Genomic DNA, 14600 nt, shown 5'->3' with positions numbered 1-14600 from the left:
GCGAACGTCGTCAGAAGTTGATGTTGGTCCGCACGCCGATGACGAACGTGTTGCGCAGCGGCTGCGTCGGATCGTTCGGATTCTGGCCGGCACCGGCGTTGAACGTGTATTGCGCGTCGGCTTGCAACTGCCACCACGGATTGACCTGATACTGGTAGGTCGCCTCGAGCGTGGTTTCGCTGGTGCGTATGCCGTACGGGCTATTGCTGAATGCGCGCGCATCCGTATCGAGGCCGTTCACGTGGTTGCCGACCTTGATGTAGGTAAGCGCGAGGCCGACGCTGTCGTTGTCGCGGCCGGCGAACGGCGCTTTCATCACGACGCCGACGTTGGCGGCGAGGCTCACCAGATTGCGGTCGCCGGGCGCGCCCATCACGCGCGCAAAGACGCCGATGCTGCGCGGCTCGTCCGGGTCCGGGCGCCAGATCATCTGGTCGGCCACGGCGTAGAAGCTGTAGTCGCCGTGATGATTCTGGGCGATGCCACTGCTGGCCGGATTCGCGAGCGACAAGCCGGTGTTGTCGAAGCGCTGATCCGCGAAGGAGTTGTTGTTGTACCAGACACCGAGCTTGTAGGTGCCGGGCAAACCGCCGCCGCCCGCGCCGACCATTTCGCCGTCGGCCGGCTGGTTGATCGCATACTGCAATTCGCCGATGAACAGCGTGCCGTTGTGCAGGTTGAAGTTGGTGCCGCTCCTGTTGTCCGGGTTGTTGCCGAGCGGGTCGCCGTCGTACACGCCCGCCAGCGCCGTCAACGCAGGCGTGATCTGGCCGCGCACGCGCACGCCGAGGCCGGACAGCGGATACGCCGGGCCGCCCGACGGCATGTCGTACGAGGGCAGGGCAGGCCAGCCGAACATCGTGTTGATGAACAACGCCGAGTACTGGCTCGTGATGAATTCCTGGTCGATACTTTGCTGACCGATCTTCACGTCGACGCGCTTGTTGAGAAACGACTGCTGGTACCACAATTCCCACAGACGGGTCGCGTCGTCGGCTTCGATGCCGCTCGCCGTGTTCAGCGTGCCGAGCTTGTTGGCGCTGAGATTGGCGCCGTGAATCTGCAAGGCGCTCACGTTGAACAGGCCGCCCGGCAGGCCGAACGCTTTTTGCGTGTCCAATTGCACGGTGCCCGTCGTCAGGCCGTCGTAGTCGGCGCCCCGCGCGAGACCGCCGCGCAGGTTGGCGAGCACTTCGCTGGTTTCGGTGAGCGTGAAGGTCACGCCGTATTTGCCGAGCCAGGGGCGCAGGCCGCCGATGTCGCCGAGCATCTGCTGTCGATTCCAGAAACCGGTCCACTGGTTCGTCTGGGTCGCCTGGATATTCAGGTCGGCCTCGGGCGCTTCCGGCGCGGCGTCGGGATTGGCTTCGGCCATCGCGGCGCCGGCTGTCAGCGACGCCCACGCGAACGCCGTGCAAAGTGCGGCACGCCGCATGGAGGGCAAACGCGAACGCCGCGTGGTGTTGGCGCGCGGCGCGGAGTCGCGAAACGGACGCGCTTGCACGCGGGGTCCGTTGAATTGGGCGAACTTCATCGAAATCCTTATTGGTGTTGTATCGACTGATTTGAACCATCGCGGCGCATCGCCATGCCCGCGATTTGCCGCATCGGTTCGCGACGCCAACTGCAGCAGATGGCGAGATCGTACGCATGCGGAATTGACGCGTCAACACAAATGAGAACGATTCGCATCAATATTACTGACGTATAAGCTTGCTCTTTAGGCACTGCTACGAAACGGTATGTGCACGTAATTCGCAGCGAATGTAAATGTAATGAAACCGTATGGCGGTGGTCAGATCGAACGCGTTCCGGGGTGTGGTGTCGAACTCGCACGAGTCCCCCCAAATGCCAATTCAGGAGATGGAGATGAACAAACGCATGGTGTTGCTTTCGTTGCTGGCGAGCGGCGGTTTGCTGGTGAGTGGCGTGTCGAATGCGCAACTGAATCTCAAACAGTTCGGCATAGGCGGCGGTGACAGTTCGGCGGGCGCAGGGGCGACAGCGTCGTCGGACGGCGTTTCGCAGTTGCTGCAGAACTATGTGGGCGCGAACCAGCAGGTGCTCAGCGGCCAGTCCAGTCTTGCTTCCGCGATGGGTATCAGCAGCGCGGCCGGGCAAGCGCAGCAGGCGGCGAGATTGCTGAGCGGCGGCACGCCCTCGGTGAGTCAATTGACGCAGGTGGACAGCACACAGCAGTCGCTCTCGCAGACGCTGACCCAGGCTTTCACGAGCGGCGGTGCGTCGGCTACGCCGGTCAACAAGGAGGCCTTCACGGACGGCCTGGCGTCGCTCGGTAAAGGCGTGAGCCAGTATTCGAGCCTGCAGTCGGGGCTTGGCAGCATCGGCCAGATGAGTCCATCGTCGCTGCTGCAGGCCGGCATGAATCCGCAGACGGCGCAAAGCGCGTCATACATCGCGCAATCGGCGCCGGGCCAGTTGCAATCGCTGATGTCGACGTTGAGTTCCGCCGTGCAGTTCGCGTCGAGCCACGGCATCACCGTGCCGTCGATTGCGACTTCGGCGCTAAAGGGCGGCCAGTAACACGCGGCTTTCAGGACGAACGCCACCCTCGCGCCGGGCGGCGTCTCCGGCGGCGACTACTAAAGCAGGTCAAGACCGCCGCACCGGGCCGCCCACAAAAGCGACTATGATCGATTTCCGAAACCGCATGGCCGCACGCAACCAAAAGCGTCCGGCGCCCAAAACCATACCGGAACCCTGCCGATGTCTTACACAGTGAATCTGGACAACTACTTCACCCGCATCGGCTACGAAGCTCCGCGCGCGGCAACACTGGAAGTGCTTCAGGCGCTTCACCGGCTGCAGCCGCGCGCGATTCCGTTCGAGAACCTGAACCCGCTCACGCGGCGTCCGGTGAAACTGGATCTCGAATCGGTCGAGCGCAAACTCGTCACCGAACACCGCGGCGGCTACTGTTTTGAACAGAACGCGCTGTTCGCCAACGTGCTGATGCAGTTGGGCTTCAAGGTCACGCCCTTGCTCGCGCGCGTGCTCTGGGGCCGCGAATCGGACACGCCTGCGCCGCGCACGCATATGGTGTTGCGCCTCGACATCGAAAACGAAGCCTGGATTGCCGACGTCGGCTTCGGCAGCGTGACGCTGACCGCGCCGCTGCGGATGACCGCGGGCATCGCCCAGCCCACCGACCTCGGCACGTTCCGTCTCGCCGACGCATCGCGCGGCGCGCTCTATCTCGAAGTGCAGGCGCGCGACGAAAGCTGGGCGCGGGTCTATTGCTTCGATCTGCATCCGGTCGAGTGGATCGACTACGAAACCTCGAACTGGTACACGTCGACCTCGCCGGAAGCGATCTTTGCGAACACCCTGATCGTGTGTCGCGTATTGCCCGAAGCGCGCCTCGCGCTGCTCAACGATCAACTGAGCGAACGCGCGGCCGATGGCCGGCTCATCAGCGAACGGCAACTCAAGAATGCCGGCGAACTCGCGGCATGTCTGCGCGGTCAGTTTGGTCTGAACACCGGCGACATCGACATCGCCGGGATATTCGACCGCGTGCGCACGCCGCCGAAAACCGCGTAGCAACGAACCGCCATGGTCGCGCGCCTCATCTTCCAAACGGTGGTCTGGCTGGTGGGAATGGGCGCGCTGCTATTTGGCGCGGCGGGCACGTTCGCATGGCCGGCCGCGTGGTGGTACGTGACCGAATTGGGCGTGCTGAGCCTGTGGATCGGTTTGTGGCTGGCGCGCCATGATCCCGGCCTGCTCGCCGAGCGGCTTTCGCCATTCGTGCAGGAGCAGCAAAGCCGCTGGGACCGCGTTTTCATGGTGAGCGTTTCGGTGGCGTGGTGCGGCTGGCTGGTCCTGATGGCGTTCGACGCCATGCGCTTTCATTGGACCGCGCCATTGCCGGTCGCGCTGGTCAGCCTCGGCTCGCTCTGCGTATTCCTCTGCCTTTTCATGTGCCGTTTCGTGTTCCAGGCCAATAGCTATGCCGCGCCGGTCGTGAAGATCCAGGCGGGCCGCGGGCATAAGGTGGTCGACACAGGCCTTTACGCGCATGTCCGTCATCCCATGTATTCCGCTGCGCTGCTGCTGTTCGTCGGCACGCCTTTATTGCTCGGGTCGTGGTGGGGTCTCGCCTTCGTGCCGGTCATGGTGATCGGCATCGGCTGGCGCGCAGTGCGCGAAGAGCGCATGCTGGCCGCGCAACTCGACGGTTACGCGGACTACATGGCGCGCGTGCGGTATCGCTTCGTGCCGTTCATCTGGTAGGGCGCATCGAGCCGCCATTGCCGCGCGCTTGTTCGACTTGCATCAACCTGTCTAGACAAAGTGAATTGCGCTCGCTGATCGAGCGGCGCATGACATGCGCTCTTCACGCATTAAGAATTCCCCGCAAAGCCGCACTGCACGGCATCGACTAGGGGCTTACCCGATGATTCCGTTAATTTCCCGCAAATTCTCTTGCGACGGCTTTTTGACTCATGCAGACTTGTCTATACAAATTAAGCGGCGGTTAAACATCCAGTTCCGACGGTTTCCTCAATCAAAGGAGTTTCGACGTGAAAGTGAAGCGCACGACGGCAGCACAAATATTGATAGGGGCCGTTCTCGGCGCCGCGGCGATTTTTGCGGCACCGGTGCAGGCCAAAGACTGGAAGACGGTGACGATCGCGCTCGAAGGCGGCTACGCCCCGTGGAATCTGACCTTGCCGGGCGGCAAGCTGGGCGGCTTCGAACCCGAACTGGTCGCGAACCTGTGCGAGCGCATCAAGCTGCAATGCAATCTCGTGGCGCAAGACTGGGACGGCATGATTCCCGGTTTGCAGGCGGGCAAGTTCGACGTCCTGATGGACGCGATCTCGATCACGCCGGAGCGTGAAAAAATCATCGCCTTCTCGAAACCGTACGCCGCCACGCCCGCCACGTTCGCCGTGGCCGATGCAAAGGTGCTGCCCAAGGCCGCGCCGGGCGCGGGCGTCGTCAAACTGTCGGGCGACCCGAAGGCCGATCAGCCGACCGTCGACGCTTTGCGCAAGCAACTGAAGGGCAAGACCATCGGCATCCAGTCGGGCACGGTCTACACCAAGTTCATCAATGACGGCTTCAAGGACATTGCCACGATCCGCGTCTACAAGACCTCGCCCGAGCGCGATCTGGATCTGGCCAACGGCCGCATCGACGCCTCGTTCGACGACGTGACGTACTACGCCGCCAACATCGACAAGAAGGAAACCGCGTCGATCGTGATGGCCGGTCCGAAGATCGGCGGCCCGATCTGGGGCCCGGGCGAAGGCCTGGCGTTCCGCAAGCAGGACGCCGACCTCAAAGCGAAGTTCGACACCGCGATCAGTGCCGCGCTCGCCGACGGCACCGTCAAGAAGCTCTCCGACAAGTGGTTCAAGACTGACGTCACGCCTTGATTCGCCTTCACGTTAAGAGGTAGCGGCAGGCGCGCGTGGCGACAACCTGCACGCGCCGGCCGGTTCGATCCGCCGTAACGGATGAGAGGTAAGAAATGGCTCTGATACAGATGCTCGGCTTCGGGCCGGAAGGCTGGGGCGGCGTATTGCTGCTCGCGGCGTTGATGACGGTGGCGCTCACGCTTGCGGCGCTCGCGGTCGGCGCCGTGTTCGGCGCGCTGGTGGCGGCGGCCAAGCTGTCGCGTTTTCGTACGCTGCGCGTAGTCGGCGATATCTACACCACCGTGTTTCGCGGCGTGCCTGAACTGCTCGTCATCTATCTGTTCTATTTCGGCGGCTCGACGCTCGTTACGACCGTCGGCCAGTGGTTCGGCGCGGAGGGTTTCGTCGGCGTGCCGCCGTTCGTGGTCGGCGCGCTGGCCGTGGGCATGATTTCCGGCGCCTACCAGGCCGAGGTCTACCGCTCGGCGGTGCTGGCGGTGTCGCGCGGCGAACTCGAAGCCGCGCGCTCGATCGGCATGCCGACGCTGACCATGGCGCGCCGCATCCTGATCCCGCAAGTGCTGCGTTTCGCGTTGCCCGGCATTGGCAACGTCTGGCAATTGAGCCTGAAGGATTCGGCGCTGATCTCCGTAACGGGGCTCGCCGAATTGCTGCGCACGAGCCAAGTGGCGGCGGGTTCCACGCACCAGTACTTCACGTTCTTCGTGGTGGGCGGCGCGCTCTATCTGCTCATGACCAGCATCTCGAACCGGGTCTTCAACCGCGCCGAAGCGCACGTGGGCCGGTCCTTCAAGCGCAACTTCGCGCGTAACTGACGAGGGCGGCCATCATGCATTTCGACTTCGACTTTCTGTTCGACACGCTCAAGCAACTGCTCGCCGCCGTGCCGACCACGCTCGGCCTGTTCTTCTGCTCGCTGATTCTCGGCGGCCTGCTCTCGCTCGTGATCGTCACGATGCGTGTGTCGCCGCACTGGCTGCCGAATCGCTTCGCACGCGCTTACATCCTCGTGTTTCGCGGCTCGCCGCTGCTGATCCAGATGTTCCTCGTGTACTACGGCATGGGCCAGTTCGGCATGATACGCGAGAGCTTCCTGTGGCCGGTGCTGCGCGAGCCCTATATGTGCGCGGTGTTGTCGCTCGCGCTGTGCACGGCCGGCTACACCGCTGAGATCATTCGCGGCGGCTTGATGGCCGTGCCGGTCGGTCAGATCGAGGCGGGTTATTCGATCGGCCTGTCGGGCTTTGCGCTGCTGCGTCGCGTGATCGGTCCGATCGCGTTGCGCCAGTGTTTGCCGGCGTATTCGACTGAAGCGGTGCTGCTCGTCAAATCGACGGCGCTCGCGAGTCTCGTCACCGTGTGGGAAGTCACCGGCGTCGCGCAGCAGATCATCCAGCAAAGCTATCGCACGACAGAAGTCTTCATCTGCGCCGCGCTCATTTATCTGTTCCTGAATTTCGTCATCGTGCGGCTGCTCGGCATGCTCGAAACGCGTCTGTCGCGCCATCTGCGCGCGGCACGCCCGCAGGCCGCGGCGAGCCGCCCGGTTTCCACCACCACCGAAGCACGCCGCGCCGCGCCCTGAACGGCCGCCCATCCCGGATGAATCTGGAGAACCCCATGAACGCTACGGCACCCGTTGCACTGTCGGTCAAGAACATTCACAAATCGTTCGGCGATCACCACGTGCTCAAAGGCATTTCGCTCGACGCCCATCAAGGCGACGTGATCTCGATTCTCGGCGCGAGCGGTTCGGGCAAGAGCACCTTCCTGCGCTGCCTGAACCTGCTCGAAACGCCCGACGACGGTTCGGTCTCGCTGGCCGGCGAAGAGTTGAAAATGAAGCGCCGCGGCGACGGCAAACTGCAACCGAGCGACCGCCGCCAGGTGGACCGGGTGCGCTCGCAACTCGGCATGGTGTTCCAGAACTTCAACCTCTGGTCGCATATGACAGTGCTGGAAAATCTGATCGAAGGGCCGATGCGCGTGCAAAAACGCAGCCGCGCCGAGTCGGTGGAAGAGGCGGAAGCGCTGCTGGCAAAAGTCGGTCTGGCGGAAAAGCGCGGCCACTATCCGGCACATCTGTCCGGCGGCCAGCAGCAACGCGTGGCGATTGCGCGCGCGTTGGCCATGCATCCGAAAGTGATGCTGTTCGATGAGCCGACCTCGGCGCTCGATCCCGAACTGGTGGGCGAAGTGCTGCGCGTGATGCGCTCGCTGGCCGAAGAGGGCCGCACCATGCTGGTGGTTACGCACGAAATGGGTTTCGCGCGTCATGTATCCAATCGCGTGATGTTCCTGCATCAAGGGCAAGTGGAAGCCGACGGCACGCCCGACGAAGTATTCGTCGAATGCAAGTCGGATCGCTTCCGGCAATTCGTGTCGAGCCATCAGGACCGCACCACCAACTGATCAGCATCACCAGGTAATCCACCAGGCAGAGCACTCATATGGCCGTGATCCGTTCCAATCGTCCTCTCGACTGGGCTCAGGTGGCAGCGGTTGCCGCCGGCGAGCCGCTCGAACTTTCCACCGACGCCCGCGCGCGCATTGCGGCGGCGCGCGTGCTCGTCGAACAGATCGTCGAGCGCGGGATTCGCGCGTATGGCGTGAATACCGGAGTCGGCGCGCTGTGCGACGTCATCGTCTCGCCGGGCGAACAGCGCACGTTGTCGCGCAACATCCTGATGAGCCACGCGGTCGGCGTCGGCGCGCCGCTCGGTGCCGCCGAAACGCGCGCGGTCATGGCCGCGGCCGTCAACAACTTCGCGCACGGACACTCGGGGATTCGCCTCGAAGTCGCGGACCGACTGGTGGCGCTGCTCAACGCGGATTGCCTGCCGGAAGTGCCGGCGTTCGGCTCGGTCGGTTATCTGAGCCATATGGCGCATATCTCGCTCGTCTGCATCGGCGAGGGCTACGTGCGCTTTCGCGGTGAGCGGCTCAAGGGACGCGACGCGCTGCAACGCCTCGGGCTCGAACCGCTCGTGCTCGAAGCCAAAGAAGGGCTGAGTCTCGTCAACGGCACGCCGTGCGTCACGGGCCTCGCCGCGTTAGCCTTAGCGCGTGCCGAACGCCTGCTCGACTGGACCGACATGGTCGCCTCGATGAGCTTCGAGAATCTGCGCGGCCAACTCGCGGCTTTCGACGAAGATTCGCTGGCCTTGCGTATCTCGCCGGGCCTGAACCTGGTCGGCGGGCGGATGCGCGCCGCGCTGGCCGACAGCGGCATTCTCGCGGCGGTGGTCGGTCAGCGCACGCAAGACCCGCTAAGCATGCGGACCATTCCGCACGTGCACGGCGCCGCGCGCGACGTGCTCGCCGCGACCGCCGACGTGGTCAATCGCGAACTCGCCTCGATCACGGATAACCCGATCGTCGCCGGCACGCCGGAAGAGCCGCGCGTGTATTCGCAGGCGCACGCGGTGGGCGCCTCGATCGCGCTGGCCATGGACAGCCTCGCCACCGCGATCGCGCAAGTCGCCGCGATGGCCGAGCGGCGCCTCGACCGTCTCGTCAATCCGCTGGTGAGCGGCCTGCCGGCGTTTCTCGCCGAGCCGGGCGGCACCTGTTCCGGCTTCATGATCGCGCAGTACACGGCGGCGTCGCTGGTCGCGCAGAACCGGCGGCTCGCGCTGCCCGCGAGTCTCGACGGCGGCATCACCTCGGCCTTGCAGGAAGACCACCTGTGCCATGCCACGCCCGCCGCGCTGAAGGCGCTGGAAATCATCGACAACGCCGGGCGCATCGTCGCGATCGAATTGCTGGCGGCGGCACAAGCCTACGACCTGCAAAGTATCGACGCGCCACGCGCACCGCACACCGGAGCGCTGTGGCAGCGCGTGCGCCGCGTCGTGCCGACCTACCGTGACGACCGTCCGCTCGCGGACGACATGAGCGTCGCCTTTCGCATGATCGCCGAGGAAGCGCCGCCGCCGTTGCCGAACCCTGGTAACATTGGCCCTCGGCCGGTCACGTCCGCCGACGGCCCGGACCTGCTGGCATCTGCAACGCTCACGAATCTGGCGGCTGCGGGCCACGTCCGCGCGGCCGCGAGCAGTGCCGTCAACGACGGGCAGGCCGCCGCGCACATGGCATGACCCGGACAATGCCGGTGAGCGGGCTTATCCGCCGGCGAGCCGGCCAAGGTGTACCCACCAGGTACAACCGCGTACCACCTACGAGGTCGGAGTGAACACAACTACAAACGCGCGAACCGCAGAGACGCAAGACCGCCCTGAGCGCGGCCAGGAGACGCCCGCGAAAGCCATGCCTGCGTATGAGCAGATCAAACGCTACGTGATCAGGCGCATCAGCGAAGGGGACTGGAAGCCCGGCGGGTTGATCCCGTCCGAAACGGAGCTGGTGAAGGAATTCGGCGTCGCGCGCATGACGGTGTCGCGCGCGCTGCGCGAGCTGACCACCGAACGCGTGCTCACGCGCGTGCAAGGTTCCGGCACGTTCGTCGCGCCGCAGCGCTACGAATCGACGGTGCTGGAAATCCGCAATATCGCCGACGAAATCGCCGCGCGCGGCCATCGCCATTCGGCACGCGTGTTGACGCTCGAACCGAGCGACGACCCGCAGGCGCTCGAAGCGCTCGGTCTCGCCAGCGGGCCGGCGTTTCACTCGTGCATCGTGCACAGCGAGGAGGGCGAGCCGATCCAGTACGAGGATCGCTACGTCAATCCGAAGGTGTTCCCCGATTACCTGAACCAGGATTTCACGATCGAAACGCCGAATCACTACATGGTGCGCCTTGCGCCGATTCAGCGCGCGGAGTTTCGCATCTATGCGCAGAAGCCCGACGCCTATGTGCGCCGGCATCTGATGATGGATATCGGCGAGCCGTGTCTGCAATTATGGCGGCGCACATGGGTGGGCGACGATGTGGCGACGTCGGTGCAGTTGTGGCATCCGGCGTCGCGTTTTCATCTTGCAGGGAACGTCTAGCGCGGTTTAGTACGCGCAGCGTTTTCAACCCTGGCGTTGCGACAGATCCGGCGAGAAGCGGCAACCCAGCCGGTAGCGCGACCCAGGGTGCACGAACCGCGCGAACGTAACCGCCACGCCGCTCGTCCATGTGCGGCGCATCAGCGTGAGGCACGGTTCCTCGGCGCGAATTTCGAGCAGTTCGGCTTCGGCGCGCGTGGGCAGTCCCGCGTCGACCACGTGCTCGACGTCGTGCGCCGGCACGATCTCGAACAGATATTCCGACGGCCTTACCGCCGAAAAATCCTGCAGCAGAAAATCCGGCGCTATGGCCGGATTCACATAACGATCCTCGAGTTGCACCGGCAAACCGTTCTCCCGATGCACGCAGATCACATGAAATACCGAAGCGCCCGGCGCGAGCCCCAACGCATTCGATACCATCACGGACGCCGTTTCGCGTTGCGACAGGACCGTGTCGTAGCGGTATTCGTGGCCACGCGAGCGGATCTCGTCGCCGATATGGGCGATCATCAGCAGCGTCGATTGCGGCTTGCTTTGCGCGACGAAGGTGCCGACACCTGAGACGCGCGTCACCCGTCCCTCTTCGGCAAGCTCACGCAGCGCGCGGTTGACCGTCATGCGCGACACGCCGAGCGTCGCCACCAGATCGAGTTCGGACGGCAGGCGGTCGCCCGCCCGGCGTTCGCCCGATTCGATGATGTTGCGGATATGGCTCTTGACCTGTTCGTAGCGCGCGGCCGGTGCGTCGGCCGCGGCGCGCGCGGCTTTCATCGCCGGCGCGGAAGGCGGCTTGTCATGAGTGCGGCTGCGAACGGTGGAGGACATCGGCGGCCCTTGCGTCAGCGTCCACGTGAGGCGGGCAGAAACCGGCGCGTGTTCATAGCGGCTGCGCGTCGTCGGGACCGCGCGTCCAGAACGCATTGCGATCGAAGTAGTTTTGCAGGAACTGCCGCAAGCGCGGCTGTCCGGCATCATGAAAGACATCGCGCGGATTGCCTTGCACGGCAATCCGGCCTTGATCGATGAACATGACCTTGTCCGCGACCTGCGCGGCAAAACCCATTTCGTGTGTGACCACGGCCATCGTCATGCCGTCGCGCGCGAGCTGCTTCATCACTTGCAGCACTTCGCCGACCAGTTCCGGATCGAGCGCCGAGGTCGGCTCGTCGAACAGCATGATGTGCGGCTCCATGGCGAGCGCCCGCGCAATCGCCACACGCTGTTGCTGGCCACCCGAGAGCTTCGCCGGATACGCGTCGCCCTTGTGCGCGAGGCCGACCGTTTCGAGCATCGCGTTGGCGCGGCGGCGCGCTTCGTCGCGTGACAGATGGCGCACACGCAGCAGCGATTCCATCACGTTGCCGAGCGCCGTCATGTGCGGCCACAGATTGAATTGCTGAAACACCATGCCGACGTTGCGCCGCACGCGGTTGATCTCGCTTTGCGAGGCGCGCACGCGTTTGCCGTTGCGCTCGCTGTAGCCGAGCAGTTCGCCTTCGATGTGCACGTCCCCCTGATCGTAGGTTTCGAGCGCGGCGAGGCAGCGCAGCAGCGTGCTCTTGCCCGAGCCCGACGGCCCGATGATGCACACCACTTCCGAGCGCGCGATCTCCAGATCGACGCCGCGCAGCACTTCGACTTCACCGAAGCGTTTGCGCAAATCGCGCACTTCGATCAGCGGCGCGCCGGCCGATGGTTCGACGGTAGCGGTGGACGCGGAGGAGGGCATGTCGGCGATGGCGTTCATAAGAGGGTCCCGTTTCCGTTCATGCCATGAAACGTGCGATGCGGGCTTCGGCCCACATGCCCGCGCGCGAAGTCAGTTCGACCAGCGCGAGATAGCACACGCACAGCACCAGCAGCGTTTCGACAAAAGCGAAGGTGGCCGAGCCGATGCCGGTCAGCACGAACGTGAGTTCGGGCACGGTGACGATGGACAACACGGCCGTTTCCTTGCTCAGCACGATGATCAGATTGGTCAGCGCCGGCACGATCAGCACGAGCATTTGCGGCACCTGAATACGCAGGACCGCTTGCCAGCGCGTGAGGCCAAGGCACGACGCCGCTTCCAGATGACCCGGCGGCACGGATTGAAAGCCGGAGCGAAAGGCTTCGGCGAAATACGCGCTGCCGTAAAGGCCCAGGCCGAGCACGCCGGCGGTCATCGGTTCGAGCGTGAGACCGAAGGACGGTCCGCCGTAGTACAGCAAAAAGAGTTGCACGAGAAACGGCGTGCCGCGAAACAGTTCGATATAGAAGCGCAATATGCCGCGTACCCAGCGTCCGCAAAAGAGTTGCAGCACGGCAATCAGAAAGCCGACCAGGATGCCGATCGCGACACCCGCGGCCCAGGTGCCTAGCGTCGTGGCGAGGCCCGCGGCGATCGGCTGCAGGTTGTGCGTGATGACGGTGGGATCGAGCTTTTGCATGGCGTGGTGTCGATGTCGATGTCGAGCTCAGGCGTGCTGCAAGCGGTATTCGGCAGCGTGCGCGACGAGCGCGAGCGCACCGCAGATCACGAAGTAGATCAGTCCGGCCGCGACGTAAGCTTCGAGCGGCCGATAGGTGCTGGCTGCAATGTTCTGCGCGGTGCGCGTCAACTCGGCCACGCCCACCACCGAGATCAGCGATGAAGCCTTGATCAAAAGCACCATTTCATTGACGAGCGAAGGTAGCGTCAAACGGAACGCTTGCGGCACGAGAATGCGGCGCAGCATGTCGAACGGTGAGAGCCCAAGCATGCGCGCGGCTTCGAGATGGCCCGGCGGAACGCTGAGAAAACCGCCGCGCAGGATCTCGGCGATATACGAAGCGGAACACAGCGACACGGCACTCAACGCCGCCACGATCGGCGACACGTTGATGCCCGCGAACGGTAACAGGTAATACACGAGCAGCAACTGCACCAGCATCGGCACGCCGCGAAAGAAGAACACATAGGCGCCGCCGAACATGCGCGCCGCGCGATTCGGCGAAAGCCGCGCCGCGCACACGCCGATCGCGACAAAGAAACCGATCAGGAGGCCCGTCAGCGAAATGCCGATGGTGGCGAGCGCCGCATGCAGCAGCAGCGGCAAGCCCTGAAGAAAGACGGTCGTGCTGAACATAAGCGTCGCACTCGCTGGAACGGGGAGGGCGATGCGGCTCGTTGCGAAGACCGCATCGCGTGCATCAGGACACGTGCAACATCAGTCGATCAATAGTTCGGCGCGGGCATGGTAGTCGGCGCGTCCATGGCGACACCGAACCATTTCTTCTGCAAGGCGGCGAGACGTCCGTCGTTATGCATTTTCACGAGCGCCGCGTTGAAGGCATCGGCCAGCGGCTTGCTGTCCGCGTCTTTACGCAGGCAGTAGGCGAAGTACACCTTCGCGCCGAACGGCGGCTGCACCACGGCGAACGTTTCCGGGCGCTGCTTGGCCACGTACGCGATGTTGGTCATGGAGTTCGCGACCGCCGCGATCCGGCCCGCCGCGAGATCGGCGTAAGCCTGATTGTTGTCGACGTATTCGCGGATTTCAGGCGGCTTCGGCAACGTGGCGACATAGGTCTTCAACTGGTCGAGCTGCGCCGAGCCCTTGCCCGCGCCGACCGTCTTGCCCGCGATATCCGACGATTGCTTGACGGCCGTATCGTTCGCGCGTTTGAGCAGCGCGTCGGTGGCGTCCGCGATCGGCAGCGTGTACGTGTAGCGCTCCATGCGCGCCTTGGTGACGGTGAGCGGGCCGCCCACCATGTCGAACTTGCCGGCTTCGAGACCCGGCAGCACGCTCGGCCACGGCAAATCGATAAAGCGCACCTTCACGCCCATTTCCTTGCCCACCTCGGCGAACAGATCCTTGTTGAAGCCCGCTTGCTGACCGTTTTCAAGGAAGTCGAACGGCGCGAACTGCATCTCGGTGCCGACCACCAGTTCGCCGGCCTTCTTCACTTTGGCGAGCTGGTCTTCCGCGTGGGCGGTGACGCTTGCGGCGCACAACGCCAGCATGACCAAACGACACTTCCAGCCTGCAAGGATGCTCATGGGATTCTCCAGTTGGCAAAGCGGTGTCGCGCGCAAGGGTGCTCGAAACGCATTCGGCGCGAGTCATGCGAGGCAGTATATACCGCAGTTTTCGCGCGAAATAAATAAACGCGCGAGTAGAGAAAAGCCCTATGTGAAGCGCTGCGAAGCAACTTGCGGGTGCGCTTTTGGCGGTATATACAACGGCAATGCATGTGGCGCAAACGCGT

Annotated in this window: 15 protein-coding genes; 9 read left to right on the top strand and 6 right to left on the bottom strand. The window is 63.9% G+C overall.

Annotated features, from left to right (window positions below; translation table 11 throughout):
• Positions 1-10: 10 nt before the first annotated feature.
• Positions 11-1534, bottom strand: a complete 1524-nt coding sequence (locus RI103_RS27615; protein ID WP_310815665.1) for a carbohydrate porin — start codon at positions 1532-1534, stop codon at positions 11-13.
• A 335-nt stretch (positions 1535-1869) separates the two neighbouring features.
• Here RI103_RS27615 and RI103_RS27610 point away from each other — a divergent pair, with 335 nt between their 5' ends.
• The 9 genes from RI103_RS27610 (at position 1870) to hutC (RI103_RS27570) (ending at position 10364) form a co-directional block, all read left to right on the top strand.
• The gene (locus tag RI103_RS27610) at positions 1870-2544 is read left to right on the top strand and encodes a hypothetical protein (protein WP_310815664.1); all 675 of its coding nucleotides are present in this window, start codon (positions 1870-1872) and stop codon (positions 2542-2544) included.
• Positions 2545-2727: 183 nt separating this feature from the next.
• Positions 2728-3564 carry an arylamine N-acetyltransferase gene (locus RI103_RS27605; RefSeq protein WP_310815663.1) on the top strand — a complete coding sequence of 279 codons (837 nt, stop codon included), beginning with the start codon at positions 2728-2730 and terminating at the stop codon, positions 3562-3564.
• 12 nt (positions 3565-3576) lie between these two features.
• Positions 3577-4257, top strand: coding sequence for an isoprenylcysteine carboxylmethyltransferase family protein (locus tag RI103_RS27600; RefSeq protein ID WP_310815662.1), 681 nt, complete (start codon positions 3577-3579; stop codon positions 4255-4257).
• 290 nt (positions 4258-4547) lie between these two features.
• Complete coding sequence (locus RI103_RS27595) at positions 4548-5408, top strand: transporter substrate-binding domain-containing protein (protein WP_310815661.1); 861 nt, start codon at positions 4548-4550, stop codon at positions 5406-5408.
• A 95-nt stretch (positions 5409-5503) separates the two neighbouring features.
• Complete coding sequence (locus RI103_RS27590) at positions 5504-6226, top strand: ABC transporter permease (RefSeq protein WP_132382791.1); 723 nt, start codon at positions 5504-5506, stop codon at positions 6224-6226.
• A 14-nt stretch (positions 6227-6240) separates the two neighbouring features.
• Entirely contained in the window at positions 6241-6996 is a 756-nt protein-coding gene (locus RI103_RS27585; RefSeq protein WP_310815660.1) for an ABC transporter permease subunit, read from the top strand.
• Between the two features lie 35 nt (positions 6997-7031).
• Entirely contained in the window at positions 7032-7823 is a 792-nt protein-coding gene (locus tag RI103_RS27580; protein ID WP_012426714.1) for an ABC transporter ATP-binding protein, read from the top strand.
• Positions 7824-7861: 38 nt separating this feature from the next.
• The gene (hutH, locus tag RI103_RS27575) at positions 7862-9511 is read left to right on the top strand and encodes a histidine ammonia-lyase (protein ID WP_310815657.1); all 1650 of its coding nucleotides are present in this window, start codon (positions 7862-7864) and stop codon (positions 9509-9511) included.
• 91 nt (positions 9512-9602) lie between these two features.
• Positions 9603-10364 carry a histidine utilization repressor gene (hutC, locus tag RI103_RS27570; protein WP_409076995.1) on the top strand — a complete coding sequence of 254 codons (762 nt, stop codon included), beginning with the start codon at positions 9603-9605 and terminating at the stop codon, positions 10362-10364.
• 24 nt (positions 10365-10388) lie between these two features.
• On the opposite strand, the gene hutC (RI103_RS27565) is transcribed toward hutC (RI103_RS27570), so the two are convergent.
• The 5 genes from hutC (RI103_RS27565) to RI103_RS27545 form a co-directional block, all read right to left on the bottom strand.
• Entirely contained in the window at positions 10389-11192 is an 804-nt protein-coding gene (gene hutC / locus RI103_RS27565; protein WP_310815655.1) for a histidine utilization repressor, read from the bottom strand.
• Between the two features lie 52 nt (positions 11193-11244).
• Positions 11245-12114, bottom strand: a complete 870-nt coding sequence (locus RI103_RS27560) for an amino acid ABC transporter ATP-binding protein (protein ID WP_310815654.1) — start codon at positions 12112-12114, stop codon at positions 11245-11247.
• Between the two features lie 19 nt (positions 12115-12133).
• Positions 12134-12796 (bottom strand): amino acid ABC transporter permease, encoded by a 663-nt coding sequence (locus RI103_RS27555; protein ID WP_310815653.1) that lies wholly within the window; start codon positions 12794-12796, stop codon positions 12134-12136.
• 27 nt (positions 12797-12823) lie between these two features.
• Positions 12824-13474, bottom strand: a complete 651-nt coding sequence (locus RI103_RS27550) for an amino acid ABC transporter permease (protein ID WP_106280544.1) — start codon at positions 13472-13474, stop codon at positions 12824-12826.
• Positions 13475-13563: 89 nt separating this feature from the next.
• Complete coding sequence (locus RI103_RS27545) at positions 13564-14391, bottom strand: transporter substrate-binding domain-containing protein (protein WP_310815651.1); 828 nt, start codon at positions 14389-14391, stop codon at positions 13564-13566.
• Positions 14392-14600: the final 209 nt, after the last annotated feature.

Origin of the sequence: Paraburkholderia sp. FT54, assembly GCF_031585635.1 — a bacterium.
GTDB lineage: Bacteria > Pseudomonadota > Gammaproteobacteria > Burkholderiales > Burkholderiaceae > Paraburkholderia.
This window is presented reverse-complemented; position numbering and strand designations above follow the sequence as displayed.

Bases quoted from the DNA above. Each gene is read 5' to 3' on its own strand.
- RI103_RS27605 (WP_310815663.1), top strand. From the start codon at position 2,728: ATGTCTTACACAGTGAATCTGGACAACTACTTCACCCGCATCGGCTAC.
- hutH (WP_310815657.1), top strand. From the start codon at position 7,862: ATGGCCGTGATCCGTTCCAATCGTCCTCTCGACTGGGCTCAGGTGGCA.
- RI103_RS27545 (WP_310815651.1), bottom strand. From the start codon at position 14,391: ATGAGCATCCTTGCAGGCTGGAAGTGTCGTTTGGTCATGCTGGCGTTG.
- RI103_RS27590 (WP_132382791.1), top strand. From the start codon at position 5,504: ATGGCTCTGATACAGATGCTCGGCTTCGGGCCGGAAGGCTGGGGCGGC.
- RI103_RS27600 (WP_310815662.1), top strand. From the start codon at position 3,577: ATGGTCGCGCGCCTCATCTTCCAAACGGTGGTCTGGCTGGTGGGAATG.
- RI103_RS27560 (WP_310815654.1), bottom strand. From the start codon at position 12,114: ATGAACGCCATCGCCGACATGCCCTCCTCCGCGTCCACCGCTACCGTC.
- RI103_RS27615 (WP_310815665.1), bottom strand. From the start codon at position 1,534: ATGAAGTTCGCCCAATTCAACGGACCCCGCGTGCAAGCGCGTCCGTTT.
- RI103_RS27585 (WP_310815660.1), top strand. From the start codon at position 6,241: ATGCATTTCGACTTCGACTTTCTGTTCGACACGCTCAAGCAACTGCTC.
- RI103_RS27580 (WP_012426714.1), top strand. From the start codon at position 7,032: ATGAACGCTACGGCACCCGTTGCACTGTCGGTCAAGAACATTCACAAA.
- RI103_RS27550 (WP_106280544.1), bottom strand. From the start codon at position 13,474: ATGTTCAGCACGACCGTCTTTCTTCAGGGCTTGCCGCTGCTGCTGCAT.
- hutC (WP_310815655.1), bottom strand. From the start codon at position 11,192: ATGTCCTCCACCGTTCGCAGCCGCACTCATGACAAGCCGCCTTCCGCG.
- RI103_RS27555 (WP_310815653.1), bottom strand. From the start codon at position 12,796: ATGCAAAAGCTCGATCCCACCGTCATCACGCACAACCTGCAGCCGATC.
- RI103_RS27610 (WP_310815664.1), top strand. From the start codon at position 1,870: ATGAACAAACGCATGGTGTTGCTTTCGTTGCTGGCGAGCGGCGGTTTG.